Raw genomic sequence first — 25,155 nt, 5'->3', positions numbered from 1 at the left:
GAAGGGTTTTACATGCGTTTCATCGTCCGCCGCGCCAGGCACAGGTCCTCCCACGCGCGGGCCTTTTCGGTCGGCTTGCGCAGCAGGTAGGCGGGGTGATAGCTCGCCACCAGTGGCACGCCCTGAAACGTGTGCACCCGACCGCGCAGGCTTCCGATCGCTTCGTCGGTGTCGAGCAGGCTTTGCGCGGCGAAACGCCCCAGCGCGAGGATGAGCTTGGGCTGGATGAGTTCGATCTGCGCCAGCAGATAAGGCCGGCAGGCGGCCACTTCGTCCGGCTCGGGATTGCGGTTGCCGGGCGGATGCGATTTCAGCACGTTGGTGAGGTAGACGTTATCGCCGCGTGCGAGGTCGATCGAGGCCAGCATGGCATCGAGCAGCTTGCCGGCCGGGCCGACGAAGGGCTCGCCCTGCGCGTCTTCCTCGGCGCCCGGCGCCTCGCCGACGATCAGCCAGTCGGCGTTGCGGTCGCCCGCGCCGAGCACACCCTGGGTGCGGGTGGCAGAGAGCTTGCAGGCGGTGCAATGGGCGACGGCATCGGCGAGCGTATCCCAGGTGTGGGGGGGAGCGGAAAGCGGCGAAGCGGGGGTTTCGCGCAGGCGCCAGACGGGGCCGATGCCGAGTTCGCCGAAGACGTCGTCGCGGCTCAGCATGTCAGGTCAGGTCTTTCTTCATGATCAGCGCATCCTCGCGGCCGCCGCGTGCGGGATAGTAGCCGCGCCGCACAGCCAGCTCGGCGAAACCGCTGCTGCGATACAGCGCAATGGCAGCCGTATTGGAGGTGCGCACTTCGAGAAACAGGCTTGCGGTCTTGTGATCGCGGGCGCGCGCCAGGCAGTGGTCGAGCAGATCGCGTCCGAGTCCGTGGCGCTGCCAGATCGGCGCGATGGTGAGGTTGAGCAGATGTGCTTCGCCCGCCGCCGCCATCATCGCGTAATAGCCGATCACCTCGCCCTCGGCTTCGCGCACCCACATGCTGTAGCCGGCGCTCATCGAATCGGCGAAATTGCCCAGGCTCCACGGGTATTCGTAACTCGCCAGTTCGATGCGGTGGATGCGCGGCAGGTCGGCCTCGGTCATCGGGCGCAGGCGGTGCGCGACCTCGTGGACCGGAATCTCTGGCAGGGCACTCATGCGGACTTTTTCCGGCGGCGTTCGTCCACCGTCAGCGCCACCTTGTCGCGCAGGTAAATCGGCGCGGCGAGCGCGGCATCCACACCTTCGCCACGTTCGAATGCCCGGACGGCAAGCGGCGCCATCGCCGCGGCGTCGGGCATCAGGGTGTCGTCGATATGCGCGAGCTGTGCCGCCAGGCGCGGGCGCAGCACCTCGCCCAGGACGGCAAAGCCGTTGCCGGCGCCGACCCACTCGCCGCCGGCCGGCACCGTCACCGACTCGGGCAGCGCCAGCTGCGGCTCGCTCACGGCACACCAGCCATTGGCATCCCGCCGATACGCCGCCCAGTAGACCTCGGCCATGCGCGCATCGAGCACGGTCAGTACGTGCTCCGCACCCGCCTGTTCGGCAATCGATTCCAGCGTGGAGACCCCCACCACCGGCAGGTCGGCGCCGAACGCCAGGCCTTGCGTCACCGCGCAGGCGATGCGCAGGCCGGTGAACGAGCCGGGGCCGGCGCCGTAGCCGATGCCGTCGAGCTGGCGCAGGCCGAGGTCCGACTCGCGCAGCAGTTCGTCCACCATCGGCAGCAGCAGGCTGCTGTGCCGCTGCCCGGCCAGCACGCGGCGCGCCTGGATCTGGCCGTCCAGCCACAGCGCGACCGAGCACCATTCGGTTGAGGTATCGAGGACAAGCAGTTCCATGCGTGTAATTTTACCGGCTACCGCGGTAGGTGACGCGGTAAATCGCGCCGGCATGGTCGTCCGACACCAGCAGACTGCCGTCGGGCATCACCAGCACATCGGCGGGACGGCCCCAGGCAGAGTCGCCCTGCAGCCAGCCGCTGACGAAGGGTTCGTAGCTGACCGCGCGGCCATCCTGCAGGCGCACCACGCTGACCCGGTAGCCGGTTTTGCTGCTGCGGTTCCACGAGCCGTGCTCGGCAATGAAGACCGCATTGCGGTAGTGCTCGGGGAACTGGGTGCCGGTATAGAAGCGCATGCCCAGGCTCGCCACGTGCGCGCCCAGGTTCTGCACCGGCGGCTCGAATTCGTCGCAACGGCGGGCGCGGCCGAACTCGGGATCGACGAACCTCCCGCCGTGGCAATACGGGTAGCCGAAGTGCTGGCCGGGCCGGCCGACGCGATTGAGCTCGTCTGGCGGTGCGTCGTCGCCCAGCCAGTCGCGGCCGTTGTCGGTGAACCACAGCTCGCCGCTCTGCGGCTGCCAGTCGAAGCCGACCGTGTTGCGCACGCCGCGCGCGACCACCTCGATCTTGCCGCTCGCCACATCGAGCGCGGTGATATTGGCGTAACGATCCGGGTCGGGTTCGCAGATGTTGCACGGTGCGCCCACCGGCACATACAACCTGCCGTCGGGGCCGAACGCGATGAATTTCCAGCCGTGATGGGGATCGCCCGGATAGGCGCTGCTGACCGCCTCGGGCCGTGGCGGCTTGTCCAGGCGCGCCTCGATGCCGGCAAGCCGCAGGATGCGGCTCACCGCCGACACGTAGAGGTCGCCGTCGCGGAACGCCACGCCCACCGGCATATTGAGTCCGTCGGCAATGACCACCGGCTTGCGCGCGCCCCCGAGCGGAATCGCATAGACTTTGCCGGCGCGCATGCTGCCGACAAACAGGGTGTTGTTACCGAGCGCCATCTGCCGCGCGTTGGGCACGCGCGCGAACAGCTCGATCTCGAATCCGGGCGGCAATTTAAGGCTGGCAAGCGGCAGGGAATCCGCGGCCGCCGGCGCCAGCCAGGCAAACAGCATCATGATGGGCAGGATCAGTCGCTTCATAACGTCCTCCTTCAGGGCTGCAAGGGAATCAGGATCTCGAAACGCACCCGCAACCACGGCTCGCGCACCTCGGCCAGCCGCACGATGCGTGCCTCCAGTGTCCGGCCGCCATCCATGAAGCGCGCCACATCGGCATTCTCGCGGCGCGGCACATAGCCGATCTTGTGGCCCTGCCATTCCACCCGCACGGCCCTCGCATCGTGGGGGTTGTCCGGCTCGCGAACCAGGGTGAGCGCATCGCCCACCTGCATCCGCGACCACAGCGCCTTGTCCGCGTGGTACTGAAACCCGGCCAGCGGCGAATCCTGCAGCAGGATGTGCGCGGCGACCTGGGCGCACAGCGGCGGCGCCCACACCCACACCATACACAGCAACAGCAGCCGACGAGACATACGATGGCTCGAATTTCAGGGTTAACGCAACATTCTACTGAAAAAACCGCTGCCCAATCCGCGCCGGCGGACAGGTTTCGGGTTTACTTTTACGACTCGACAAGCCCGCTTCGGCTTGATGTAGGATGAATGCATTCCAACCTCCGCGATCCCACGCCATGCCGAGAAAAGCCGCTGCCCAGACCAAGCTGTTCGTACTCGACACCAACGTGCTGATGCACGACCCCACCAGCCTGTTCCGCTTCGAGGAGCACGACATCTACGTGCCGATCGCCACCCTGGAAGAGCTCGATCAACACAAGAAGGGCATGACCGAGGTCTCGCGCAACGCCCGCCAGGCCAGCCGCTTTCTCGACGAGATGGTCAGCAAGCTCGACACCATCGAGGAAGGCGTGCCGCTGGCGTCGCACAGCCACAATTCCGCCACGGGCAAGCTGTTCCTGCAGACCCAGGCGATCACCGGCGACATCCCGCTCTCCCTGCCGACTTCCAAGGTAGACAACCAGATTCTCGGCGTGGTGCTGTTCCTGGCGCGCCACCACCCCAAGCGTCAGGTCATCCTGGTGTCGAAAGACATCAACATGCGGATCAAGGCGCGCACGCTGGGGCTGCCGGCCGAGGACTACTTCAACGACAAGGTGCTGGAAGACACCGACCTGCTGTATACCGGTCTGCGCGAACTGCCCGCCGATTTCTGGGACAGCCACGGCAAGGGTATGGAATCGTGGCAGGCCAACGGCCACACCTATTACCGCATCAAGGGACCGCTGGTTTCCAGTTTCCTGCCGAATGAGTTCGTCTTCCAGGAAGGCCCCAACCCGCTCTATGCCAAGGTGCTCAAAGTCGAGGGCAAGCTGGCAGAAATGGTCACGGTGCGTGACTTCAGCCACACCCGGAACAACGTCTGGGGCATCGTCGCGCGCAACCGCGAGCAGAACTTTGCGCTTAACGTACTGATGGATCCCGAGATCGATTTCGTCACCCTGCTCGGCCAGGCCGGCACCGGCAAGACCTTGCTGACACTGGCCGCCGCACTGGCGCAGGTGCTCGACAAAAAGCTCTACAGCGAAATCATCATGACCCGCGTCACCGTTCCGGTCGGCGAGGACATCGGCTTTCTGCCAGGCACCGAGGAAGAAAAAATGACGCCGTGGATGGGTGCGCTGGAAGACAACCTCGACGTGCTGAACAAAAGCGAGGACGACGGCGGCGACTGGGGGCGCGCGGCGACGCAGGATCTGGTCCGTTCCCGGATCAAGGTCAAGTCGCTGAATTTCATGCGCGGGCGCACCTTTCTCAATAAGTTTCTAATTATCGATGAAGCGCAGAACCTCACGCCCAAGCAAATGAAGACGCTGATCACGCGTGCCGGACCGGGTACCAAGGTGGTGTGCCTGGGCAACATCGCGCAAATCGACACGCCCTACCTCACCGAAGGCAGCTCCGGCCTCACCTACGTGGTCGACCACTTCAAGGGCTGGCCGCACAACGGCCACGTCACCCTGCAGCGGGGCGAACGTTCGCGCCTGGCCGACTATGCTGCAGAAGTGCTGTAGTCCAATCACCCTGAAACCCCCACCACAGAGATATGTCCCGCAGAGACGGTATCCCTTGGGACACAGAGGCACGGAGAACGACAGGAAATTAATGGTTTGTTGATTAAGGGTGGGAGCACTGCAGTTTCAGGAACCACTTGAGGAGATGCACCATGAAGCGATGGATGATCCTGGCCGCCGGCTTTACCTTGGCCCTGCCCGCCCACGCGATCGACTGGAACGAAATGCTGAAGGGCGTTCTGGGCAAACCCGCCAGTCAGCCAACGGCCAGCGGGGTCGACGCGCTCTCCACCGCCGACATCAACGCCGGGCTGAAGGAGGCGCTCACCCGCGGGGCGGATGCCGCCGTCGCCCAGCTCGGTCAGAAGGACGGCTTTTTCGGTAACCCCGCGTTGAAAATCCCGCTGCCGCCCAGCCTGCAAAAAGCCGAAAAGGCCCTGCGCATGCTCGGCATGGGCAAGCAGGCCGACGAGCTGGTGCTGTCGATGAACCGCGCCGCCGAGGCGGCGGTGCCCGAAGCCAAAACCCTGCTGGTCGACGCGGTGAAGGAGATGACGCTGGACGATGCCCGAGGCATCCTGAGCGGCGGGCAGACCTCGGCCACCGACTTCTTCCGCAGGAAAACCGAGGCCCGGCTCACCGAGCGCTTCGGCCCCATCGTCAAGGCCAGCACCGACAAGGTCGGACTGGCGCAGCAGTACAACCAGTACGCCGGCACGGCCGCGCAGTTCAACCTGATCGACAGCAAGCAGGCCAGCGTCGAGCAGTACGTCACCCAGCAGGCACTCGACCGGCTCTATACCCTGATCGGGGAACAAGAGACGGCCATCCGCGCCAACCCCATGCAGACCGGCAGCGACTTGCTGAAAAAGGTCTTCGGCGCCATCAGCGGCAAGTAATGTGGACGAGACCGCCGCACGCCATGTGGCACGCAGGGCCATGCTTCAGACGGGTTCGCGCCCCGCATTCGGGATCGCCATAACTGTGAAAAAAAATGCTTGACCTGCTTGCGGGGCTGCTGCTTGGCCCGCCCTGGCGTGGAAAATCGGCGAATTCAAGAATGGCATGAGTCGCGCCGAGGTCGAGCGGACGCTCAAAACCTGGGATTTCGACAAGGCCCTGCCCGTCGGCAACGACGGCCTGTTTGTCTACGACCTGCCAGACAGCCCCGGCGGCGGCCGCTTCCCGTTCCCCTTCTGCAACGACAAGCTGGTGGCGTTCGACCAGGAAATCGAACCGGCCTTCCGCCACTTTGTCATCGTCGCCTCGAATTATTCCAACCTTTACGGCAATCCGCTTAAGGTCATCCCCCATACCAGCGTCATCGCCAGCGGCGAAAAGAACCTGCTGGCCATGTTCTGGCGTAAAGGTGTCGACCGCATGGGCGTCAAATACGTGCTGTACCCCGCCAGCGAGCAACTCTCTATGACCTGGCAGATCAACAACAACTGCTGGCAGGCGCCGCGTTAAATAGACGATTCCCACTTCCTGGTTCAGGCGCTGATCGAAACCCGGTTGCCATCGATGCCAACCTGGATATCTTCCTTCGTAAGCGTCCAGTCGCCCCACTGGCGATCCGCCATGCCCGCTGTTCCGGTGGACTCCATCCGCCTATTTTTGTAAATATTTACCGCCACCGCTTGACACATTAATACGAATGATTATCATTCACCAAACGAGAACAGCACGAATGAAACCCGGTCCAGCCAAACCAGACGCCCAATCCATGCACACGCAAACACCTTTATCCACCCATTCCCCGGCTGAGCCTGGCACGCGAACTTTTCGGCCGGACGTCATCCCGACAGACTATTTATTCCAGGGCAATCAGGAAATCCTGATCAGCCACAAAGGCGAGCACTATCGCCTGCGCATCACCAAGAACGGCAAACTGATTCTCACCAAATAAATCTGCCACCGCATCACCCGCCCGCCAACGCACAAAGCGCCAGCAAGCCACCTGAACCCAAGAAGACTGGATGGACGGTCTTAGCCAGCCAACGGGCTCTCCGCCCCGGTAGCCAGCCAATACATTTTTTCATTGGCTCTAACTGAAAAGGAGAAGTTCATGGCTATCGTTCGCCCCCTCGCCGCCCTGGTCCTTGCCGCCAGCCTGTCCAGCGCCGCCCTGGCAGCGGAATACCCCATCGGCACCCCGCAGCAGCGCAGCGGCATGGAAATCGCCGGTGTCTACCTGCAGCCGGTGGAGATGGAATCCGTGATGGGCCATCAGATGCTGCCCGCCAGCCAGACGGACGTGCACCTGGAGGCCGACATCCGCGCTCTGGGCAGCAACCCAAACGGCTTCGCCGAGGGCGACTGGATCCCCTACCTGCTGGTCAAGTACGAGGTCTGCAAGCAGGGCGGCGACTGCATCAAGGGCGATTTCCTGCCCATGGTGGCCAGCGACGGTCCGCACTATGGCGACAACGTCAAGCTGATGGGGCCCGGCAAGTACCGCGTCAAGTTCACCGTGCTGCCACCCAACGACGAAGGCAACCACGCCGGCCACCACTTCCATCGCCACACCGACCGGCTCACCGGCGTGCGGCCCTGGTTCAAGCGGTTCGCCGTGGAATGGGACTTCAGCTTCGCCGGTATCGGCAAACGGGGAGGCTATTGATGCGCGCCCTGAAACCCGTCGTCCTGGCCATGGCGCTGGCCGGCAGCGCGAGCGTCGATGCGGCCGGATTGCCCGTCGAACTGGCCCAGACTCTGCAGCAGATGCAGGATCGCCTCGACCGTCTGGAGGTGCGCAATGCCGAACTGGAACGGCAGCTCGCCGCCCCGTCCGCCGCCGCCCTGGAAACACGGGTGCAGCAGATGGAAAGTGACAATCTCAAGCTGGAAGCTTCCTTCGCCAGCGAGCGTCTTTCCCAGGATGAGCCGGAGCTGGCCACCCGCCTGAAGGCAATGGAGGCGGACATGGGCCGGCTCGGGCCGGCGGGACGCCTGGCCGAGGCGGTGGAAGGTATCAGCGCCGGCGGCGCCCTCACCCTGGTGGCCCAGCATGCCAGTAAGCTCGACCCGGCAGCCACAAGCGACCCGTCCCAATTGTCCTGGCGCGGCGACGTCGAAGTTGGCATGCCAGGCGGCGAGGTAGGCAACGCCAAAGGCCAGTTCTTTTTCCACCTGCGCATGGGCCAGGGCGACGGCGTGGAACAGGCCGGCGGCTCGCCGGTCAACGCCACCGCCTTCGATGCGACCCATTCCGACCCCTCCAATGTCCATGCCGTGCTGGCCCAGGCCTGGTACCAGCTCAATGTGCCGCTGCCCCTCGGCGGTTTCAAGGGTGCCTCCCGGGAACACCTGGAAGCCACCTTCGGCAAAATGGATCCCTACGGCTTCTTCGATGGCAACGACGCCTCTAACAACGAAACCACCCAATACCTGAACCTCAACTTCGTCCACAATCCCCTGCTGGATGCGGGTGGTGGCGCGGTGTTCGACAGTTACGGCTTCACCCCGGGAATGCGTCTGGCCTATGTCAACGAGACCAACGCCCCCCTCACCTGGGGCGTGTCCTACGGTCTGTTCGCCACCGGCGGGGGCGCCGCCTTCGTCGACAGCTTCGAGAAACCGTTGCACATCCTGCAGCTCGAGCGCACCCACAAGCTGTTCGGCGGCCGCGACGGCCACTTCCGCCTTTACGGCTGGCACACCGGCCAGGGCACGGTGCACGACGGCAGCCTCGAGAAGCAGTCCGGCCTGGGCGTCTCGGCAGATCAACGGGTCGGCGACGGCATCATCCTGTGGGGCCGCTACGGCTATTCCCTGAAAGGCGCCCCCATGTACGACCGGGCCGTCACGCTGGGCGCCAGTTTTTCCGGCAGCTACTGGAATCGGGCCGCCGACAGCCTGGGTGTTGCGGTGGCGCATCTTGCCGTCAGCGACGCCTACCGTGCGACGCTGGCCGACCCGGCCGGCGCCGAACAGACCGTCGAGCTCTACTACAACTGGCAGGCCACCCCCAGCCTGATGTTGACGCCGGACCTGCAGTTCATCCGCCATGCCGCCGCCGACAAGGCCAACGGCAACAGCAACGTGGCCGGCCTGCGCGCCGCCCTGTCGTTCTGAAGGCGGCGCCATGAAGCTCCGTGCCTTCCTCCTCGTCGCCGCCCTGTATGCCGGTGCATCCCACGCCGATCTGCCCACTTATACGGTGATGGCGAAAAGCGGGCGATTGACGCCTGCCACCCTGGCGGTTCCCGCCGGAGTGCGTTTCAAGATCGTCATCGAGAACGCGGGGCGCGAACCGATCGAGTTCGAAAGCCTGCAACTCAGGAAGGAAAAGGTGCTGGCCCCCGGCGCCCGCTCCTTCGTGGTCATCGCCCCGCTGAAACCGGGCGAATACGACTTCTTCGACGAATTCCACCCAGACACATCCAAAGGCCGCATCGTCGCGAAATGAAAACACCCGCCATGCCTCCATCCCAGCTCGCCGGCGCTACCGCAGCCTGGCCGACCTTGTTCCCCCCGAGCACCCTGTGGCGCCTGGTTTCAGGGAGAACGAATCATGGGTAATGCTGCCTTCATCGTCTGGCGCGAGACCATCGAGGCCATGCTGGTCGTCGGTATCCTGCACGGCTGGCTCACCGCCCACTCAGGACTGCTGCCCGACCAGCGCCGCCGCGCCCTGCGCTGGCTGTGGGGCGGCGTCGGCGCCGGGCTGGCGCTGGCCGTGCTGCTGGCGCTCACCCTGCTGGGCATCCAGGCCTGGGCCGACGACACCACCCTGGAGTGGTTCCAGGCACTCATGCCGCTGGTCGCCGCCGGGCTGATTTTCCAGATGGTCGTGTGGATGCGCCGTCACGGCGCCGGCCTCAAGCGCGAACTGGAGGCCGGCATGTCCGTCGCCGCCGAACGCGCCCACTGGGCCGGCATGGCGCTGCTGGCCGCCCTCGCGGTGGGCCGCGAAGGCGCCGAGACGGTGATCTTCCTGTACGGCGCCGCCACCAACGACAGCGGCGCCGATCTGCTTGCCGGCGGCGTGGCCGGTTTCCTGCTCGCGCTGGCGGCCTATGCCGGGCTGGTGCGGGGCGCGCGCTGGTTCTCCTGGCGGCTGTTCTTCCGCGCAACGGAAATTCTGTTGCTGCTGCTGGGCGGTGCCCTGCTGGTGGACGGTCTCGACAAGCTGATCGGTCTGGAGGCGCTGCCGGCGCTGGTCGATCCGCTGTGGGATGCCGGTTTCCTGCTGGATGACAGCAGCCGTGCCGGCGGCCTCATCGCCGCCTTCACCGGCTGGCGCGCCCAGCCCGCCGGCCTCAGCTACCTGGCGCTGGCGCTGTGGTGGGGGCTGGCCTTCGCCCTGGCGTTGCGGGCAAGGCCGGCGGGAGAATTGCGATGAGCGCCTGTGCCCCGTCCTCCCGGCCGGCAGGCGGCAAAGGCGAGCGCCTGGCTCGGCTGGGCCTTTGGTTGCGCCGGCACCGCGGCAGCATCCTCGCCCTGCAATGGGCGGTGGTGCTGTTCTACGTCGTGGTGGTGGCCTGGCCCGTCTTCCTGCCCCTGCCCGGCGAGAGCGACCACATCCTCGACAACCTCACCCGCTTTGCCCAGTTCCTGTTCTGGGGCATCTGGTGGCCCTTCGTCATCCTGTCGATGATGACCCTGGGCCGGGTCTGGTGCGGTCTGTTCTGCCCGGAAGGGGCACTGACTGAATGGAGTTCGAAATTCAGCCTCGGCCTCCCGGTACCGCGCTGGCTGAAGTGGGCCGGCTGGCCGTTCCTGGCCTTCGTGCTGACCACGCTGTTCGGCCAGATGACCAGCGTCTACGAATATCCCAAGCCGGCCCTGCTGATCCTGGGCGGCTCGACGCTGGCCGCAATCGTCGTTGGCCTGCTGTACGGCAAGAACAAGCGGGTGTGGTGCCGCCACCTGTGTCCGGTCTCCGGCGTATTCAATCTGCTGGCCCGCATCGCCCCACTGCACTTCGCAGTGGACCGGGCTGTCTGGGATGGCGCCTCCAAGTCCGGGGCGCCGGTAAACTGCGCGCCACTGATCGATATCCGTCGCATGCAGTCCGCCTCCGCCTGCCACATGTGCGGCCGTTGCGCCGGGAAGCGCGGCGCGGTGCAATTGGCATTGCGTTCCCCGGAATGGGAAATTCTGCGTCTGCCTGATGCCGGCCCGAAGGTCGAGCCGCAGGATCGCTGGTCCGCGCGCCTGCTCGCCTTCGGCATGCTGGGCGTCGCCCTCGGTGCGTTCCAGTGGAGCGCCAGCCCCTGGTTTATCGCCGCCAAGCAGGTGGCGGCCGAATGGCTGATCGAGCAAGAGGTTTGGTGGGCACTGGACACCCCCGGCCAGTGGTGGCTGTTCACCCACTACCCGGAATTGAACGATGCCTTCACCTGGCTGGATGGCGGCCTGTTGCTGGCCTATATCGGCGCCACCGCCCTGGTCGCAGGCGGCTGGATCTGGCTCTGCCTGCGGTTAACCGCCGCCTTTGCGGGAACACACTGGACCCGCCTGGCCATGACCCTGATCCCCTTCGCCGGGGTCAGCGTCTTCGTCGGGCTGTCCCTGCTCACCACCGGCCAGTTGTTCGGCGAGGGCATCGTGCTGGCCTGGGCCGCCCCGGCCCGGCTCACGCTGCTGGCCCTGACCGGCCTCTGGTCTGCCAGCCTGGCCTGGCGCCTGGCACGGGTCGGCCGGCGGCGCTGGGCCGCGCCGGTCGGCGTCGCCCTGGCCGCCGCCCTGCCCCTGTGGGCCTGGTACCAGCAATTTTTCGTCTGGTGAACAACATGTCCCGTGTACCGTTCGCCGACACATTGGGGCACAAATACATACATTTCTACAATATATAAGTGATTTTATTCGGATCGGATTTTTCCCGTGAACCCCTTTAGAAAGCGCACAGCCATTCTCATTGCCGGCGTCAGTGCGCTGCTCGCCTCCATCAGCGGTCCTATTGCGTGGTATGTCGCCAGAGAAAATGCAGAAGAGAGCATCGTCTCCCTGGCCATGGAGGAATCGGGCCGTTTGCTCCACCGCCACCATGCGATCAATCTGGGGGGGGGGGAGGACGCGGTTGGCCGTGCCGAAGCTGCTGCAAACATCATTGTCGGCGGATTGTTTGATATCGCGGAAATTTACGACGGAAACGGCGCTAAACTTGCAGAATCCATGACCTCTGGGGGGAGGCCATTGAGCAGTCTCTGACCGGCCATGGCAAACCCGATTACCTGACGACGACCTATTGAGAGTCTCAAGCTGGCAGGCGACGTGTGGGTATTGCGAGTCTTTATTCCCCTGCGTGAACAGACCGAGGCTGTCGGGGGTCCCATAACGGGATACTTCGAAGGTGTTCGTGTGGTGCCCAAATGGCAGCAGGAACAAATCTTTGCCAATGCTCTGACGGTCGCGTTGATGACGTGTCTTGCCTCATTGCTGTGCGGTGCCGCGATTTATCCCGTGGTCGTGCATCTTTCGACGGATAACGAACGCAAAGCCCGCGAAGTGCTCGATTCTCATATTTCCATGATGGAGTCCTTGGGCCGGGCCATTGCCAAGCGGGATTCCGATACCGGGGAACACAATTACCGGGTTGCCTGGGTTTCTGCCCGCATTGCCGAAGAAATGGGGCTGACGGGGCACGATATGCAGGCCCTGATCGCAGGCAGTTTTCTTCATGACGTTGGAAAAATCGGCATACCCGATGCCATCTTGCTCAAGCCGGGCAAACTGGACGAAGAAGAATTCGTCATTATGCGCACCCATGTCGCGTTGGGTGAGGAGATTGTGACCGGCATGGGGTGGCTGGATGATGCCAATGCGGTGGTTGCGGCGCATCACGAAAAAAGGGATGGCAGCGGCTATCCTCGTCAACTGAAGGGCGACGCCATTCCACTTGCCGCATGCATCTTCGCGGTGGCCGATGTCTTTGACGCGCTCTCCTCCAAGCGCCCTTACAAACAAAGGGGGAGGCTGGGAGGGGGATGGGGTACATGAGAAAAAAACTTTATCGATAACGTGTTGGTCGACGGCATCAAGGGGCATACTGGGGCAGCCATGAAGCCGCTGCCGCTCGATGTGATTTCGGTACAATCGCAAGTGGTCTATGGCCGGGTGGGCAACAACATGGCCGTCCCCACCCTCGAAGCGCTGGGCCTGTCGATGGCCGCCGTGCCGCCTGTTCCACTGGGCCAAGCGGTTTTTCGAATGGCAGTACCTGCGCCCCTACCGCAAGGTGAATCGCGCATGAGTCGCCGACTCGCGGCGGCTGGGCCGGGCATGGAAAATCAAGCCGGATCACCTACACTTGATACGGAAAGCCGGGGTTCGTCTGACTGATTTTCCACCGCCTCGTGCCTGACCGAAACAGGGAGCGCTCATGATAAAAAACTCAAGCCTAATCGGCGGATATCTTGTTCGGCGTGCATTGTTCGCCTGTCTCCTGCTGCTGGCGCTGAACGCCGCGACGCAGGCGTCGGCTGCTGCGGACGCAGTGCCTGCACGGACCGAGGTGAAGGCGTCCACGGCCGAACACGGCAAGTTCAGCCGGCTGAAAAAGCCGTTCAAAACCGGTGAAGAAGTGACCGAAGCCTGCCTGTCCTGCCATACCGAGGCGGCCAAACAGGTGATGGCGACGCGGCACTGGACCTGGGATTACGTCAACCCGTCCACCGGCCAGCGCCTGGGCAAGAAGACCATGCTCAACAGCTTCTGCATCGCCGATCGTTCCAACGAAGCGTTCTGCAATGCCTGCCATGTGGGCTACGGCTGGAAGGACGACCGCTTCGACTTCAGCTCGGAAAGGAACGTCGATTGCCTGGCCTGCCACAACACCGGCCAGTACGTCAAGATTCCCGGCCTGGCCGGCCATCCCGCCTACCAGCGCATGGAATATCCGCCGGGTTCCGGCAAATTCATCGAAGCGGTGGATCTGTCGCAGGTCGCCCGGCAGGTCGGCAAGACCAGCCGCGCCACCTGCGGCGCGTGCCATTTTTACGGCGGCGGCGGCGACGGAGTGAAGCACGGCGATCTGGATTCCTCGCTGAAGCAGCCCGACCGCAAGCTGGACGTGCACATGGGCGTGGATGGGGGCAACTTCACCTGCGCCACCTGCCACAAGACCGAAAGCCACCGCATCGCCGGAAGCCGGATAGCGCCAACCGCCTCCGACCCGCACCCTGCCATCCTGCGCGGCCAGAAAACCGATCGCAATCCGGCAAGCTGCCAGGCCTGCCACGGCGACCAGCCGCACAAGCCCGGACCGGGCGCGGGCCTGATGGGCAGCCTGACGCGGGGCGACCGCCTCAACGCCCATACCCGTACGCTGGCCTGCCAGACCTGCCACATTCCCGCCTTCGCCCGCGGCGGCGTGCCCACCAAGATGTTCTGGGACTGGTCCACGGCGGGCACGCTGGATGCCGACGGCAAGCCGTTCCAGAAAAAGGATGAACACGGTCACGTCATTTTCGACAGCAAGAAGGGCGACTTCCGCCTGGGCGAGAATGTCGAACCGGACTACGTCTGGTTCGACGGCCGCGTGGATTACACGCTGAAGAGCGACCGCATCGATCCGGCGCGCATCGTCAAGATGAACACCTTCCACGGCGATGCCGGTGAGCCCGCTGCCCGCATCTGGCCGGTCAAGCGCTTCCGCGGCAAGCAGCCCTACGACCTGGAGCACCTCACTCTGCTGGTGCCCCACACCGCCACGCCGGACGACACCGCGCTGTGGTTCAACTACGACTGGGATCGCGCGCTGGCCGCCGGAACGGCCGCCGCCGGCCAGCCCTTCAGCGGCAGGTTCGGCTTCGTCGAAACGGAGATGCTGTGGCCCATCACCCACATGGTGGCGCCGAAGGAACAGGCACTGGGCTGCGCCGAATGCCACAGCCGCGACGGCCGCCTGAAGGCGGTCAGCGGCGTCTATCTGCCGGGCCGCGACCGCAACCTGCTGCTGGACCGCGCCGGCTTCGGGCTGGCCGGCCTCGCTTTGCTCGGCGTGCTGGGCCACGGCACGCTGCGAATCTTCACGCGCAGAAAACGCAGGGAACACGGAAATGACTGAACGCATCTACCTCTTCAAGCGCTTCGAGCGCTTCTGGCACTGGTCGCAGGCCGCGCTGGTCATCACCCTGCTGGTCACCGGATTCGAGGTCCACGGCAGCTACAGCCTGCTCGACTTCGGCCAGGCGGTGTCGATTCATACCACGGCCGCCTGGCTGCTGGTGGGCCTGTGGATCTTTGCCATTTTCTGGCATTTCACCACCGGCGAATGGCGCCAGTACATCCCCAGCTTCGACCAGTTGGGCGCGGTGATCCAGTACTACAGCTACGGCATCTTTCTCGGCCGCCCGCACCCCTACAGGGTGGTGCCCGAACGCAAGCACAACCCGCTGCAGCGCCTGGCCTACCTGGGGCTGAAGCTCGCGATCAATCCGTTAATCTGGGCGAGCGGAATCGCCTACCTGTTCTACGCGGAATGGCGCGACCTCGCGCCCGCCTGGCTCGGCCTGCAGGAAGTCGCCATCGCCCACACGCTCGGCGCTTTCATGATGCTGGTTTTCCTCGTCGCTCACGTCTACCTCACCACCACCGGACATACTCCGCTCGCCCACATCAAGGCCATGATCACCGGCTGGGAAGAGGAGCACTGAAACGGCTTCGACGCCGCACCCACCCAACCGCAACCGAGAAGAAATGCCTGATGAAACAAACCCTGCTGCAGGAAAAATACCCGATCTTCGTCGCCGAGATCGACAAGTCCGAAACCCGCTGTCAAAGCGTCGACGAGGTGGTGAGCGGCCTCAAGGACAAAATCGCCGCCAACCCCAAGGTGCAATTCATCGGCGTGTTCGACCACTACGCCCACACTCGACGCATCGAAGGCGAGATCAATCCCGACATCAAGGCCGCGGTGGACGTGATCTTCTGCTTCGGCCTGGCCCTGCCCAATCCGCAGGTGCTGGCGGTGCGTCCCCGCTCCATCGGCGTGGCGGACATGGGCGACAAGTTCGTGGTGAGCTTCATGGAAGCGCCGATGAGGCCCGCGAACGAAGCCATGGAAGCCTGGGTCAAAGGGCTGCGCAACAAGGGCTGAGCGGCGCCCCGCCGCCAGCATGAAAACCGGGGCGCACCCACTACAATGCGCGTCCCGATACCCCGATGTTTACAGCGTGCCTGAAATGAATTTTGATCCTGGCTGCCGCGCCTGCCCACGCCTTGCCGGCTTTCTGGACGAAGTGCGCACGCACCATCCCGGTTACCACGCGCGCCCGGTGCCCGCCTTCGGCGATCCTGCGCCCGACCTGCTGATCGTCGGTCTCGCCCCCGGCATGCACGGCGCCAACCGCAGCGGCCGGCCGTTCACCGGCGATCACGCAGGGGTACTGCTGTACGAGACCCTGCACCGCTTCGGCTACGCCAGTGCGCCGCAGTCGATTTCCGTCGACGATGGCCTGACGCTCAGCGGCTGCCGCATCACCAACGCAGTGAAATGCCTGCCGCCGGCCAACAAGCCGGAACCGGGCGAAATCCGTGAATGCAATCGTTTCCTGGCAGCCGAAATTGCCGCCTTGCCGACGCACGCCAGCATCCTGGCGCTCGGCCAGATTGCACATCAGGCGGTTCTGCGCGCGCAGGGCCTCAAACTCAAAGACTACCCCTTCGGCCACGCCAGCGACTACCGCCTGCCCGGCGGACGGCGGCTGGTCAGCAGCTACCACTGCTCCCGCTACAATACGCAGACACGCCGCCTCACCCCGGAAATGTTCGCGGCGGTGTTCACCCTGATTCAAAGCGAGAACCGATCATGCCCGTCGTCACCATCAAGCTCGCCGGCACGCTGACCCGCGAGCAGAAGCAGAAAGTCGCCGAGGAAATCACCGCCACGCTGGAGCGCCACGCCGGCAAGCCGGCCTCCTACACTTATATCGCGTTCGAGGAACTGCCGGACGAGAACTGGGCGATCGCCGGCAAGCTGCTCGATGAGAAATGACGTTTTATCCGCGAAGGGCACGAAGAAGCGCGAAACAAGACCCTGAAGATTTTCTTCGTGTCCCTTCGCGCCCTTCGCGGATAAAACGGTTTTGCATGTGAACATTACCAAGGAATTTCTCGCCTCGCTGCCCACCCTGCCCGGCGTCTACCGCATGATCGACGCGGCCGGCGCGGTACTCTACGTCGGCAAGGCGAAGCATCTCAGGAAGCGCGTCACCAGCTATTTCCAGAAAACCGACCAGAGCCCACGCATCCGGCTGATGCTGAAGAGCGTCGATCACATCGACACCACGGTGACGCGCACCGAGGCCGAGGCGCTGCTGCTGGAGAACAACCTGATCAAGGGGCTGAAGCCGCGCTTCAACATCCTGTTCCGCGACGACAAATCCTATCCCTACCTGCTGCTGACCGGGCACCGCTTTCCGCGGCTAGCCTATTTTCGCGGCACGCCGAAAAAGAGCGACCAGGCATTCGGCCCCTACCCCAATTCCTACGCGGTGCGCGAGAGCATCCAGCTGCTGCAGAAGGTGTTCCAGCTGCGCACCTGCGAGGACACCGTGTTCGCCAACCGCTCGCGCCCCTGCCTGCTGCACCAGATCAAGCGCTGCACCGCGCCCTGCGTCAAACTCGTCACGCCGGAAGCCTACGCGCGCGACGTCAGCGCGGCCGCCCAGTTGCTGCACGGCGAGGCCTCCGCACTGACCGAGCTGATCACCGAACAGATGAACGCCGCCGCAGCCGCGCTCGATTTCGAGACCGCCGCGCTGCTGCGCGACCGCCTGCGCATGCTGGCAACGGTGCGTGAAAAGCAGTTCGTCGACACCACCGGCGGCGAGGCCGATGCCGACGTGGTGGCGGTGGCCGAGGCCGGCGGGGTGATCGCGGTCAACCTGACCATGATCCGCGGCGGCCGCCATCTCGGCGACCGCAGCTTCTTTCCGCAGCATGGCGAAGGGGCGACGCCGGCCGAAGCGCTGGAAGCCTTCATTGCCCAGCATTATCTGGAGCACCCGGTCCCGGCGCGCATCCTGGTGAGCGAAGCGATCGAGACCGACGCGCTGGAAGCGCTGCTGACCGAACAGGCCGGCAAAAAAGTCACGCTCCTGCACCGCGTCACCGGCGAGCGAAAAGTCTGGATCGGCATGGCGCAGGCCAACGCGCGCCTGTCCGCCGCGCGCCGCAGCGCCGACCGCGCCAACCAGTCGCAGCGGCTGGCCGCGCTGCGCAACACGCTTGGCTTGCCGCAATTGAACCGCATCGAATGCTTCGACATCTCGCACACCATGGGCGAAGCCACCATCGCCTCGTGCGTCGTCTACGAAGGCGACGACCTGAAGAAATCCGACTACCGGCGCTACAACATCGGCGGCATCACGCCGGGCGACGACTACGCCGCGATGCGCGCCGCACTGACCAAGCGCTTCCGCAAGAGCGTGGAGGAAAATGGCGTGCTGCCCGACCTGCTCTTGATCGACGGCGGCAAGGGGCAAATTTCGAGCGCGGTCGAGGCGATGGCCGAGCTTGGCCTGAGCGATGTTCTGCTGCTCGGCGTCGCCAAGGGCGAGGCGCGCAAGCCCGGCCTGGAAACACTGATCTTCGCCGACGGCCGCGAGCTGAAGCTTGCCAAGGACCATCCCGGCTTTCACCTGATCCAGCAGGTGCGCGACGAAGCGCACCGCTTCGCCATCACCGGCCACCGCGCCAAACGCGGTAAGGCACGCCTGCAATCGACCCTTGAAGACATCGCCGGAATCGGCCCCAAGCGCCGCAAACAGCTGCTGGAACACTTCGGTGGACTGCAAGGCGTGCGCGACGCCGGCGTCGACGCGCTTGCCACGGTGAACGGTATCAGTCGAGAATTGGCGGAAACCATCTACAACGCCCTCCATTAACACCGATGCCCCTCAACCTCCCCAACCTGCTCACCTGGCTGCGCATCCTCTTCATCCCGTTGATGGTGGGCGTCTTCTACCTGCCGGATGGCTGGGTGACGCCGCATGAAGCCAACCTGCTGGCTGCGGTATTTTTCGGGGTGGCGGCGCTGACCGACTGGCTCGATGGCTATCTGGCGCGCGCGCTCGGCCAGACCTCGGCCTTCGGCGCCTTTCTCGACCCGGTGGCCGACAAACTGATGGTCGCCGCCGCGCTGATCGTGCTGATCGACCTCGGTCGCGTGGCGCCGCTCATCGGGCTCATCATCATCGGCCGCGAAATCACCATTTCGGCGCTGCGCGAGTGGATGGCCAGGGAAGGCAAATCCGCCAGCGTGGCGGTATCCTTCGTCGGCAAGCTGAAAACCACGGCGCAGATGATCGCCATCGTACTGCTGCTGTATTTCGACCCGGCCGCCGGCCTGCCCATTGCCAGCATCGGCACACTGCTGATCTGGGTCGCCGCGCTGCTCACCCTGGTGTCGATGGCGTATTACCTTGTAATGGCAGCGCGCGCGCTGCAAAAAACTTCATGAAAATTGTTGACAGGGAAAAGCGGAATCCCCATAATGCGCAGCCTTGAAACGCGGGAATAGCTCAGCTGGTAGAGCGCAACCTTGCCAAGGTTGAGGTCGGGAGTTCGAGCCTCCTTTCCCGCTCCAGCATTCTGGGGAAAACAGATGGCGTAGCCCGGATGTTTTCCCCTTTTCGTTTAAGCAATTCACCGCGACGGCGCGATAGCAAAGCGGTTATGCACCGGATTGCAAATCCGTGTAGGTCGGTTCGACTCCGGCTCGCGCCTCCAGACTCAAGCCAGCTGTCCGTTTCGCCCGGATGGTGAAATTGGTAGACACAAGGGATTTAAAATCCCTCGCCAGCGATGGCGTACCGGTTCGACCCCGGTTCCGGGCACCATCTTGTCTTTCAGACTACCTGCCCGAGTGGTATAATTTCGGCGCTTGATTATTAACAACAATGGGCGGTTCGCCCATTTTTTATTTGTGCTGCGCCATGAGTTCATGCGGTTTCGTTTGCGCTGCGCAGCGGCACGAAGATGGATTTGCAATGATGGATTTGCCCGCCCGCCTGGAGCCTGTACTTGCCGGACTCGGTTACGAACTGGTGACGCTGGAACGCGCCGGGCGCGGGCTGATGCGGATTTTCATCGACAAGCCGGGGGGCATCACGATCGAGGACTGCGTAACGGTGAGCAATCACTTGAGCCACCTGTTCACCGTCGAGAACATCGACTATGACAGGCTGGAAGTATCCTCGCCCGGCATCGACCGGCCGCTGGTCAAGCCGCAGGACTATGTACGTTTTGCCGGTGAGCCGGTGACGCTCAAGCTGCGGGTGCCGATGGATAACCGGCGGCGCCTCAGCGGCCAACTGCTCGGCCTGGAAGAAAATGCAGTGAAATTGATCGTCGATGGCACGGAAGTGTCGATCGATTTAAGGAATGTGGACGCTGCCCGCCTGAACCCAAAGGTTTAGGCAGGCTGGAGGGAATGATGAGTCGTGAATTGTTAATGCTGGCCGATGCGCTGGCGCGCGAAAAAAACGTGGGCCTGGATGTGGTGTTCGATGCGCTGGAGCAGGCGCTCGCCTCCGCCACCAAAAAACGCTTCAAGGATGAGGCCGACGTGCGCGTGTCGATCGATCGCGACACCGGCGACTATGAATCCTTTCGCCGCTGGCAGGTGGTGTCCGAAGCGGATCTGGAATCCGAGGGTTACCAGATTCTGCTGATCGACGCCCAGGACAAGCATCCCGACATCGAGATCGGCGACTACATCGAGGAGCCGCTGGAAAACGTCGAGTTTGGCCGCATCGGTGCGCAGGCAGCCAAACAGGTCATCCTGCAGAAGATCCGCGATGCCGAGCGCGAACAGGTCATCAGCGACTTCCTCGACCGCAAGGAACATCTCGTCAGCGGGGTGGTGAAACGCATCGACCGTGGCAACGCCATCATCGAATCGGGCCGCATCGAGGGCTTCGTGCACCGCGACCAGATGATTCCGCGCGAGAACCTGCGCGTCGGCGACCGTGTCCGCGCCTACCTGCTGCGCATCGACCGCGGCGCCCGCGGCCCGCAGGTGGTGCTGTCGCGAACCGCGCCCGAATTCATCATGAAGCTATTCGAGCTCGAAGTGCCGGAAATCGAGGAGGGCCTGCTGGAAATCAAGGCTGCCGCCCGCGATCCAGGCCTGCGTGCCAAGATCGCAGTGGTATCGCACGACCCGCGCATCGACCCGATCGGGACCTGTATCGGCATGCGCGGTTCGCGCGTCACCTCGGTGACCAACGAACTGGCGGGCGAGCGCGTCGACATCATCCACTGGTCGTCCGACCCCGCGCAGTACGTCATCAATGCGCTGGCGCCAGCCGAAGTCAGCTCCATCGTGGTGGACGAAGACAAGCACAGCATGGACGTGGTGGTGGACGAGGAACAGCTGGCGATGGCCATCGGCCGCGGCGGCCAGAACGTGCGCCTGGCGTCCGAGCTGACCGGCTGGGAACTCAACATCATGTCGCGTGAAACGGCAGAAGAGAAGCAGTCGAGCGAAAGCGGCAAGACCCTCGCACTCTTCGTCGAGAAGCTCGATGTGGACGAGGAAGTCGCCCAGATTCTGGTTGACGAAGGCTTCTCCACGCTGGAAGAAGTCGCTTACGTCCCGCTCAACGAAATGCTCGAGATCGAAGCCTTCGACGAAGACCTGGTCAACGAACTGCGCAACCGTGCCCGCAACGCGTTGCTGACCGCCGCCATTGTCGGCGAGGAGCAGGTCGAGACCTCTGCGGGCGACCTGTTGTCGCTCGAAGGCATGGACGCAGAAACCGCACGCATGCTCGCCAGCAACGGCATCCACACCACCGAGGACCTGGCGGAACTGGCAGTCGACGAACTGACCGAAATATCCGCCATGGATGCCGAACGCGCCAAACAATTGATCATGGCCGCACGCGCGCCCTGGTTTGCCTAAGGCTAAGAGGACTGCATGAACGTTGAACAATTTGCCCAGGAATTGAAGCTGCCGCCCCAGCTGTTGTTGGAACAGCTGAAAGCGGCAGGCGTCAATAAAAACGATGTGATCGATTCCGTCACCGAGGCGGACAAGGCACACCTGCTCGACTACCTGCGCAAGGTGCATGGCGGCGGCGCCGAGACCGGAAAAACCAAGATCACCATCACACGCAAGCAGACGGGCGAAATCCGCAAGACCGATAGCACCGGCAAGTCGCGTACCATTCAGGTGGAAGTGCGCAAGTCGCGCACCTACGTCAAGCGCGATGCCGCTGCGCTGACGGCCGAAGCCCCGCCCGTGTCGGAGCCCGCACCTGAAATCCAGGCTGCCCCGCAGGTCGAGGAACTGGCTCAGCCGGTGGTTGAAGCCAGGGTTGAATCGCCCGTCATCGAACCGGTTGCGGCCAAACCTGCCAAATCCAAGCCTGCTGTGGTCGAGCCCGTCGCCGCCGAGCCCGTCGCCGCCGAGCCCACCGCGGTGGAGCCCGTCGCTGAAGCTGCACCCGTGCCGCTTGAGATGGCTGTGGAGCCCGCACCGGAAGCCGCCCCGGTGGTGAAGAAAACCACGCGCATCAAAAAGGCGTCGATCCTGAACGAGGCAGAAGTCAAGACGCGCGCAGAAGAAGCACGCCGTCACTCGGCCCTGCAGGAACGCCAGGCCTCCGACGCCAAGGCCCGCACCGAACGCGAAGCCTTGCGCAAGCAAGCGGAAGCCGCGCGCGAAGCCGCCAAACTGGAGGCAGCCCAGAAAGCCGCGGCGCCCGCTGCGCCCGCTGCACCCGCCGCACCTACCGCCAAAACCTTGCACAAACCCGACAAGCCGGCTGGTGCCAAGGGCGCCAAAGGGCCGGACAAGAAAGCCGCAGGCAGCTGGAAGGATGAGGCCGCAAAGCGCAAGGGCGGACTCAAGACCCGTGGCGGCGCTGCGCCTGACGCAGGCTGGCGCGGCCGTAAAGGCAAATCCAGATCCGGATCCGGCCATGAAGAGACCACCTTCGTGGCCCCGACCGAGCCGATCGTGCGCGAGGTTCTGGTGCCCGAAACCATCACCGTGGCCGAACTTGCCCACAAGATGTCGGTAAAGGCTGCCGAGGTCATCAAGGCCCTGATGAAACTGGGCAGCATGGTAACCATCAACCAGGTGCTCGATCAGGAAACCGCGATCATCGTAATCGAGGAAATGGGCCACATCGCCAAGGCCGCCGCGCTCGATACACCGGAAGCCTACATCGATACCGGCTTTACCGGCGAAACGGTCATGCGCCCCCGCCCGCCTGTCGTCACGGTGATGGGGCACGTCGACCACGGCAAGACCTCGCTGCTCGACACCATCCGGCGCACCCGGGTGGCCAGCGGCGAAGTCGGCGGCATCACCCAGCACATCGGCGCCTATCACGTCGAAACCGAAAAAGGCGTCATCACCTTCCTCGACACCCCGGGCCACGAAGCGTTTACCGCGATGCGGGCACGCGGCGCCAAAGCGACCGACATCGTTGTGCTGGTGGTGGCGGCGGACGACGGCGTCATGCCGCAGACCATCGAAGCCATCCACCACGCCAAGGCCGCAGGGGTGCCGCTGGTGGTGGCAATCAACAAGATCGACAAGCCCGACGCCAGCCCCGAGCGTATCCGCCAGGAACTCGTCGCGCAGGGCGTCACCCCCGAGGAATGGGGTGGCGACACCCAGTTCGTCGAAGTGTCGGCCAAAGCCAACACCAATCTCGATGGCTTGCTCGATGCCATCCTGCTACAGGCCGAAGTGCTGGAACTGCAGGCAGCCGCCGAAGGGCCGGCCAAAGGCCTCGTCATCGAAGCGCGCCTGGACAAGGGCAAGGGCCCGGTCACCACGCTGCTGGTGCAATCCGGCACCCTGCGCCGCGGCGACATGGTGCTGGCCGGCCAGGCCTTCGGCCGCGTGCGCGCCATGCTCGACGAGTCGGGCAATGTCGTGAACGAAGCCGGGCCTTCGATCCCGGTCGAAATCCAGGGTCTGTCCGACGTGCCGCGGGCGGGCGAGGACATGATGGTGCTGCCCGACGAGCGCAAGGCGCGCGAAATCGCGCTGTTCCGCCAGGGCAAGTTCCGCGACGTGCAGCTCGCCAAAAAGCAGGCCGCCAAGCTGGAATCGATGTTCGGGCAGATGGGGGCAGGCGAAGTCCAGCAACTTCCCATCATCCTCAAAGCCGACATGCAGGGCTCCTACGAAGGCCTGGCGCACGCGCTGGCCAAGCTGTCGACCGACGAAGTCAAAGTCAACATCATCCACAGTGCGGTAGGCGCGATCACCGAATCGGACGTCAACCTGGCGCTCGCCTCCAAGGCGGTGCTGATCGGCTTCAACGTGCGCGCCGATGCGTCGGCACGCAAGCTGGCCGAATCCAGCGGCGTGGATCTCCGCTACTACAACATCATCTACGAGGCGGTGGATGAAGTTAAATCGGCTCTTTCCGGCATGCTGGCGCCCGAAAAGCGGGAAAGCGTCATCGGCAGTGTGGAAATCCGCCAGGTCTTCACCATTTCCAAGGTCGGCACCATTGCCGGCTGCTACGTGCTGGATGGCGTGATCAAACGCAACGCCGGCGTGCGTGTGCTGCGCAACAACGTGGTGATCCACCAGGGCGAGCTCGACTCGCTCAAGCGCTTCAAGGATGACGTCAAGGAAGTCAAGGCAAACTTCGAATGCGGCCTCTCCCTGAAGAACTTCAACGACATCCAGGTAGGCGATTTGCTCGAAGTGTTCGAGGTCGTGGAAATCGCGCGTTCATTGTGAGGATCCAGGAATCAGGATCTGGGGGCTAGGATTCAGGGAATGAGCGCGGCGAGCCGCGCGCCCTGGTTCCTGATTCCCAACTCCTAGCCTTAACCACCATGCCAAAAGACTTTCCCCGTGCCCGCCGCGTCGCCGACCAGATCCAGCGCGAACTGCCGGAGTTGATCCGGCAGGAAGTGAAGGATCCGCGCGTCGGCATGCTGACCATCACCGAGGTGGAGGTCAACCGCGACATGGAGTTTGCCAAGGTCTACTTCACCACCCTGGGCGGCGAGGCCGAGCATGCCGCCTGCCTGCTGGGCCTGCAGCGTGCCAGCGGCTTTCTGCGCACGCAGCTGTCACGCCGCATGCAGTTGCGGGTGGTGCCCAAGCTCAGCTTCGTCTATGACCGCTCGGTCGAGCGCGGCATCGAGCTTAGCCAGCTAATTGAAGCGGCCGTCGCCGAAGATGCCAAACACCCGAAAGACGAATGAACCTAAAAACCGTAGTTGACCGCTTATAAACGTATGGCATTCCGCATGAATATTGGCTTTTTCGCCTTCGATCATATTCACCATCAGGTTAAGTCCGCTACGCGCCCGCTGATACGCCTGGTCGCGCGCCTGCCTTTGTACCC

Annotated in this window: 28 protein-coding genes and 3 tRNA genes; 26 read left to right on the top strand and 5 right to left on the bottom strand. The window is 63.9% G+C overall.

Annotation, left to right across the window (positions count from 1 at the left end):
* Window positions 1–8 precede the first annotated feature (8 nt).
* The 5 genes from ACZ41T_RS15095 to ACZ41T_RS15075 are packed head-to-tail and all read right to left on the bottom strand — an operon-like array spanning window position 9 to window position 3,311.
* On the bottom strand, window positions 9–653 hold the full coding sequence (locus ACZ41T_RS15095; protein ID WP_464922176.1) for a uracil-DNA glycosylase: 645 nt from the start codon (window positions 651–653) through the stop codon (window positions 9–11).
* Between the two features lies 1 nt (window position 654).
* A complete protein-coding gene (rimI, locus tag ACZ41T_RS15090; RefSeq protein ID WP_464922175.1) occupies window positions 655–1,134 on the bottom strand; it encodes a ribosomal protein S18-alanine N-acetyltransferase in 480 nt (159 codons plus the stop codon).
* Window positions 1,131–1,820 carry a tRNA (adenosine(37)-N6)-threonylcarbamoyltransferase complex dimerization subunit type 1 TsaB gene (gene tsaB, locus ACZ41T_RS15085; protein WP_464922174.1) on the bottom strand — a complete coding sequence of 230 codons (690 nt, stop codon included), beginning with the start codon at window positions 1,818–1,820 and terminating at the stop codon, window positions 1,131–1,133. Before tsaB ends, rimI begins: the two co-directional genes overlap by 4 nt.
* Before the next feature lie 10 nt (window positions 1,821–1,830).
* Entirely contained in the window at window positions 1,831–2,919 is a 1,089-nt protein-coding gene (locus ACZ41T_RS15080; RefSeq protein ID WP_464922173.1) for a PQQ-dependent sugar dehydrogenase, read from the bottom strand.
* A gap of 11 nt (window positions 2,920–2,930) precedes the next feature.
* Window positions 2,931–3,311 (bottom strand): HIRAN domain-containing protein, encoded by a 381-nt coding sequence (locus tag ACZ41T_RS15075; RefSeq protein ID WP_464922172.1) that lies wholly within the window; start codon window positions 3,309–3,311, stop codon window positions 2,931–2,933.
* A 158-nt stretch (window positions 3,312–3,469) separates the two neighbouring features.
* Here ACZ41T_RS15075 and ACZ41T_RS15070 point away from each other — a divergent pair, with 158 nt between their 5' ends.
* The 26 genes from ACZ41T_RS15070 to rbfA all read left to right on the top strand — a co-directional run bounded on the left by ACZ41T_RS15070 (window position 3,470) and on the right by rbfA (window position 25,012).
* Window positions 3,470–4,867: a PhoH family protein gene (locus ACZ41T_RS15070; RefSeq protein ID WP_464922171.1), complete on the top strand. Its 1,398-nt coding sequence runs from the start codon at window positions 3,470–3,472 to the stop codon at window positions 4,865–4,867.
* 152 nt (window positions 4,868–5,019) lie between these two features.
* Complete coding sequence (locus ACZ41T_RS15065) at window positions 5,020–5,766, top strand: DUF4197 domain-containing protein (protein ID WP_464922170.1); 747 nt, start codon at window positions 5,020–5,022, stop codon at window positions 5,764–5,766.
* A 166-nt stretch (window positions 5,767–5,932) separates the two neighbouring features.
* A complete protein-coding gene (locus ACZ41T_RS15060; protein WP_464922169.1) occupies window positions 5,933–6,337 on the top strand; it encodes a hypothetical protein in 405 nt (134 codons plus the stop codon).
* 256 nt (window positions 6,338–6,593) lie between these two features.
* A complete protein-coding gene (gene hemP, locus ACZ41T_RS15055; protein WP_464922168.1) occupies window positions 6,594–6,776 on the top strand; it encodes a hemin uptake protein HemP in 183 nt (60 codons plus the stop codon).
* 159 nt (window positions 6,777–6,935) lie between these two features.
* Window positions 6,936–7,490 carry an iron transporter gene (locus ACZ41T_RS15050; protein ID WP_464922167.1) on the top strand — a complete coding sequence of 185 codons (555 nt, stop codon included), beginning with the start codon at window positions 6,936–6,938 and terminating at the stop codon, window positions 7,488–7,490.
* A complete protein-coding gene (locus tag ACZ41T_RS15045) occupies window positions 7,490–8,944 on the top strand; it encodes a carbohydrate porin (protein WP_464922166.1) in 1,455 nt (484 codons plus the stop codon). The genes ACZ41T_RS15050 and ACZ41T_RS15045 overlap by 1 nt, the downstream gene beginning before the upstream one ends.
* 10 nt (window positions 8,945–8,954) lie before the next feature.
* Window positions 8,955–9,278: a cupredoxin domain-containing protein gene (locus ACZ41T_RS15040; RefSeq protein ID WP_464922165.1), complete on the top strand. Its 324-nt coding sequence runs from the start codon at window positions 8,955–8,957 to the stop codon at window positions 9,276–9,278.
* A gap of 105 nt (window positions 9,279–9,383) precedes the next feature.
* Window positions 9,384–10,214, top strand: coding sequence for an FTR1 family iron permease (locus ACZ41T_RS15035; protein WP_464922164.1), 831 nt, complete (start codon window positions 9,384–9,386; stop codon window positions 10,212–10,214).
* Window positions 10,211–11,602 (top strand): 4Fe-4S binding protein, encoded by a 1,392-nt coding sequence (locus ACZ41T_RS15030; RefSeq protein ID WP_464922163.1) that lies wholly within the window; start codon window positions 10,211–10,213, stop codon window positions 11,600–11,602. Before ACZ41T_RS15035 ends, ACZ41T_RS15030 begins: the two co-directional genes overlap by 4 nt.
* Before the next feature lie 96 nt (window positions 11,603–11,698).
* Window positions 11,699–12,025: a hypothetical protein gene (locus ACZ41T_RS15025; RefSeq protein ID WP_464922162.1), complete on the top strand. Its 327-nt coding sequence runs from the start codon at window positions 11,699–11,701 to the stop codon at window positions 12,023–12,025.
* 153 nt (window positions 12,026–12,178) lie between these two features.
* A complete protein-coding gene (locus ACZ41T_RS15020; RefSeq protein ID WP_464922161.1) occupies window positions 12,179–12,814 on the top strand; it encodes an HD-GYP domain-containing protein in 636 nt (211 codons plus the stop codon).
* A gap of 60 nt (window positions 12,815–12,874) precedes the next feature.
* A complete protein-coding gene (locus ACZ41T_RS15015) occupies window positions 12,875–13,156 on the top strand; it encodes a hypothetical protein (RefSeq protein ID WP_464922160.1) in 282 nt (93 codons plus the stop codon).
* A gap of 88 nt (window positions 13,157–13,244) precedes the next feature.
* Complete coding sequence (locus tag ACZ41T_RS15010) at window positions 13,245–14,882, top strand: tetrathionate reductase family octaheme c-type cytochrome (RefSeq protein WP_464922159.1); 1,638 nt, start codon at window positions 13,245–13,247, stop codon at window positions 14,880–14,882.
* A complete protein-coding gene (locus ACZ41T_RS15005; RefSeq protein WP_464922158.1) occupies window positions 14,875–15,471 on the top strand; it encodes a cytochrome b/b6 domain-containing protein in 597 nt (198 codons plus the stop codon). Before ACZ41T_RS15010 ends, ACZ41T_RS15005 begins: the two co-directional genes overlap by 8 nt.
* Before the next feature lie 50 nt (window positions 15,472–15,521).
* Complete coding sequence (locus ACZ41T_RS15000) at window positions 15,522–15,914, top strand: DUF6858 family protein (RefSeq protein WP_464922157.1); 393 nt, start codon at window positions 15,522–15,524, stop codon at window positions 15,912–15,914.
* A gap of 85 nt (window positions 15,915–15,999) precedes the next feature.
* The gene (locus ACZ41T_RS14995; protein WP_464922156.1) at window positions 16,000–16,662 is read left to right on the top strand and encodes a uracil-DNA glycosylase; all 663 of its coding nucleotides are present in this window, start codon (window positions 16,000–16,002) and stop codon (window positions 16,660–16,662) included.
* Window positions 16,626–16,811 (top strand): tautomerase family protein, encoded by a 186-nt coding sequence (locus ACZ41T_RS14990; protein ID WP_464922155.1) that lies wholly within the window; start codon window positions 16,626–16,628, stop codon window positions 16,809–16,811. Before ACZ41T_RS14995 ends, ACZ41T_RS14990 begins: the two co-directional genes overlap by 37 nt.
* 97 nt (window positions 16,812–16,908) lie before the next feature.
* Complete coding sequence (uvrC, locus tag ACZ41T_RS14985; RefSeq protein WP_464922154.1) at window positions 16,909–18,705, top strand: excinuclease ABC subunit UvrC; 1,797 nt, start codon at window positions 16,909–16,911, stop codon at window positions 18,703–18,705.
* A 5-nt stretch (window positions 18,706–18,710) separates the two neighbouring features.
* Window positions 18,711–19,280: a CDP-diacylglycerol--glycerol-3-phosphate 3-phosphatidyltransferase gene (gene pgsA, locus ACZ41T_RS14980; RefSeq protein ID WP_464922153.1), complete on the top strand. Its 570-nt coding sequence runs from the start codon at window positions 18,711–18,713 to the stop codon at window positions 19,278–19,280.
* A gap of 50 nt (window positions 19,281–19,330) precedes the next feature.
* A tRNA-Gly gene (locus ACZ41T_RS14975) sits at window positions 19,331–19,406 on the top strand.
* A 69-nt stretch (window positions 19,407–19,475) separates the two neighbouring features.
* A tRNA-Cys gene (locus ACZ41T_RS14970) sits at window positions 19,476–19,549 on the top strand.
* 23 nt (window positions 19,550–19,572) lie between these two features.
* Window positions 19,573–19,659, top strand: a tRNA-Leu gene (locus tag ACZ41T_RS14965).
* A 153-nt stretch (window positions 19,660–19,812) separates the two neighbouring features.
* On the top strand, window positions 19,813–20,238 hold the full coding sequence (rimP, locus tag ACZ41T_RS14960; RefSeq protein ID WP_464923994.1) for a ribosome maturation factor RimP: 426 nt from the start codon (window positions 19,813–19,815) through the stop codon (window positions 20,236–20,238).
* 17 nt (window positions 20,239–20,255) lie between these two features.
* Entirely contained in the window at window positions 20,256–21,728 is a 1,473-nt protein-coding gene (gene nusA / locus ACZ41T_RS14955; RefSeq protein WP_464922152.1) for a transcription termination factor NusA, read from the top strand.
* Window positions 21,729–21,743: 15 nt separating this feature from the next.
* Window positions 21,744–24,539, top strand: coding sequence for a translation initiation factor IF-2 (gene infB, locus ACZ41T_RS14950; protein ID WP_464922151.1), 2,796 nt, complete (start codon window positions 21,744–21,746; stop codon window positions 24,537–24,539).
* Between the two features lie 98 nt (window positions 24,540–24,637).
* Window positions 24,638–25,012 (top strand): 30S ribosome-binding factor RbfA, encoded by a 375-nt coding sequence (gene rbfA / locus ACZ41T_RS14945; protein ID WP_464922150.1) that lies wholly within the window; start codon window positions 24,638–24,640, stop codon window positions 25,010–25,012.
* Window positions 25,013–25,155: the final 143 nt, after the last annotated feature.

The sequence above is a fragment of the Thiobacillus thiophilus genome (assembly GCF_055378705.1).
Note: the sequence above shows the minus strand (reverse complement) of the source record. Positions and strands in the feature narration are given on the sequence as shown.

Excerpts from the sequence above, each read along its gene's own strand:
- ACZ41T_RS15005 (WP_464922158.1), top strand. The coding sequence starts at position 14,875 with ATGACTGAACGCATCTACCTCTTCAAGCGCTTCGAGCGCTTCTGGCAC.
- ACZ41T_RS15015 (WP_464922160.1), top strand. The coding sequence starts at position 12,875 with ATGAAGCCGCTGCCGCTCGATGTGATTTCGGTACAATCGCAAGTGGTC.
- ACZ41T_RS15075 (WP_464922172.1), bottom strand. The coding sequence starts at position 3,311 with ATGTCTCGTCGGCTGCTGTTGCTGTGTATGGTGTGGGTGTGGGCGCCG.
- ACZ41T_RS15095 (WP_464922176.1), bottom strand. The coding sequence starts at position 653 with ATGCTGAGCCGCGACGACGTCTTCGGCGAACTCGGCATCGGCCCCGTC.
- hemP (WP_464922168.1), top strand. The coding sequence starts at position 6,594 with ATGCACACGCAAACACCTTTATCCACCCATTCCCCGGCTGAGCCTGGC.
- infB (WP_464922151.1), top strand. The coding sequence starts at position 21,744 with ATGAACGTTGAACAATTTGCCCAGGAATTGAAGCTGCCGCCCCAGCTG.
- rimI (WP_464922175.1), bottom strand. The coding sequence starts at position 1,134 with ATGAGTGCCCTGCCAGAGATTCCGGTCCACGAGGTCGCGCACCGCCTG.
- pgsA (WP_464922153.1), top strand. The coding sequence starts at position 18,711 with ATGCCCCTCAACCTCCCCAACCTGCTCACCTGGCTGCGCATCCTCTTC.
- rbfA (WP_464922150.1), top strand. The coding sequence starts at position 24,638 with ATGCCAAAAGACTTTCCCCGTGCCCGCCGCGTCGCCGACCAGATCCAG.
- ACZ41T_RS15070 (WP_464922171.1), top strand. The coding sequence starts at position 3,470 with ATGCCGAGAAAAGCCGCTGCCCAGACCAAGCTGTTCGTACTCGACACC.
- ACZ41T_RS15045 (WP_464922166.1), top strand. The coding sequence starts at position 7,490 with ATGCGCGCCCTGAAACCCGTCGTCCTGGCCATGGCGCTGGCCGGCAGC.
- ACZ41T_RS15030 (WP_464922163.1), top strand. The coding sequence starts at position 10,211 with ATGAGCGCCTGTGCCCCGTCCTCCCGGCCGGCAGGCGGCAAAGGCGAG.
- tsaB (WP_464922174.1), bottom strand. The coding sequence starts at position 1,820 with ATGGAACTGCTTGTCCTCGATACCTCAACCGAATGGTGCTCGGTCGCG.
- nusA (WP_464922152.1), top strand. The coding sequence starts at position 20,256 with ATGAGTCGTGAATTGTTAATGCTGGCCGATGCGCTGGCGCGCGAAAAA.
- rimP (WP_464923994.1), top strand. The coding sequence starts at position 19,813 with ATGGATTTGCCCGCCCGCCTGGAGCCTGTACTTGCCGGACTCGGTTAC.
- ACZ41T_RS15035 (WP_464922164.1), top strand. The coding sequence starts at position 9,384 with ATGGGTAATGCTGCCTTCATCGTCTGGCGCGAGACCATCGAGGCCATG.
- ACZ41T_RS14990 (WP_464922155.1), top strand. The coding sequence starts at position 16,626 with ATGCCCGTCGTCACCATCAAGCTCGCCGGCACGCTGACCCGCGAGCAG.
- ACZ41T_RS15065 (WP_464922170.1), top strand. The coding sequence starts at position 5,020 with ATGAAGCGATGGATGATCCTGGCCGCCGGCTTTACCTTGGCCCTGCCC.
- ACZ41T_RS15000 (WP_464922157.1), top strand. The coding sequence starts at position 15,522 with ATGAAACAAACCCTGCTGCAGGAAAAATACCCGATCTTCGTCGCCGAG.
- ACZ41T_RS15080 (WP_464922173.1), bottom strand. The coding sequence starts at position 2,919 with ATGAAGCGACTGATCCTGCCCATCATGATGCTGTTTGCCTGGCTGGCG.
- ACZ41T_RS14995 (WP_464922156.1), top strand. The coding sequence starts at position 16,000 with ATGAATTTTGATCCTGGCTGCCGCGCCTGCCCACGCCTTGCCGGCTTT.
- ACZ41T_RS15040 (WP_464922165.1), top strand. The coding sequence starts at position 8,955 with ATGAAGCTCCGTGCCTTCCTCCTCGTCGCCGCCCTGTATGCCGGTGCA.
- ACZ41T_RS15050 (WP_464922167.1), top strand. The coding sequence starts at position 6,936 with ATGGCTATCGTTCGCCCCCTCGCCGCCCTGGTCCTTGCCGCCAGCCTG.
- ACZ41T_RS15060 (WP_464922169.1), top strand. The coding sequence starts at position 5,933 with ATGAGTCGCGCCGAGGTCGAGCGGACGCTCAAAACCTGGGATTTCGAC.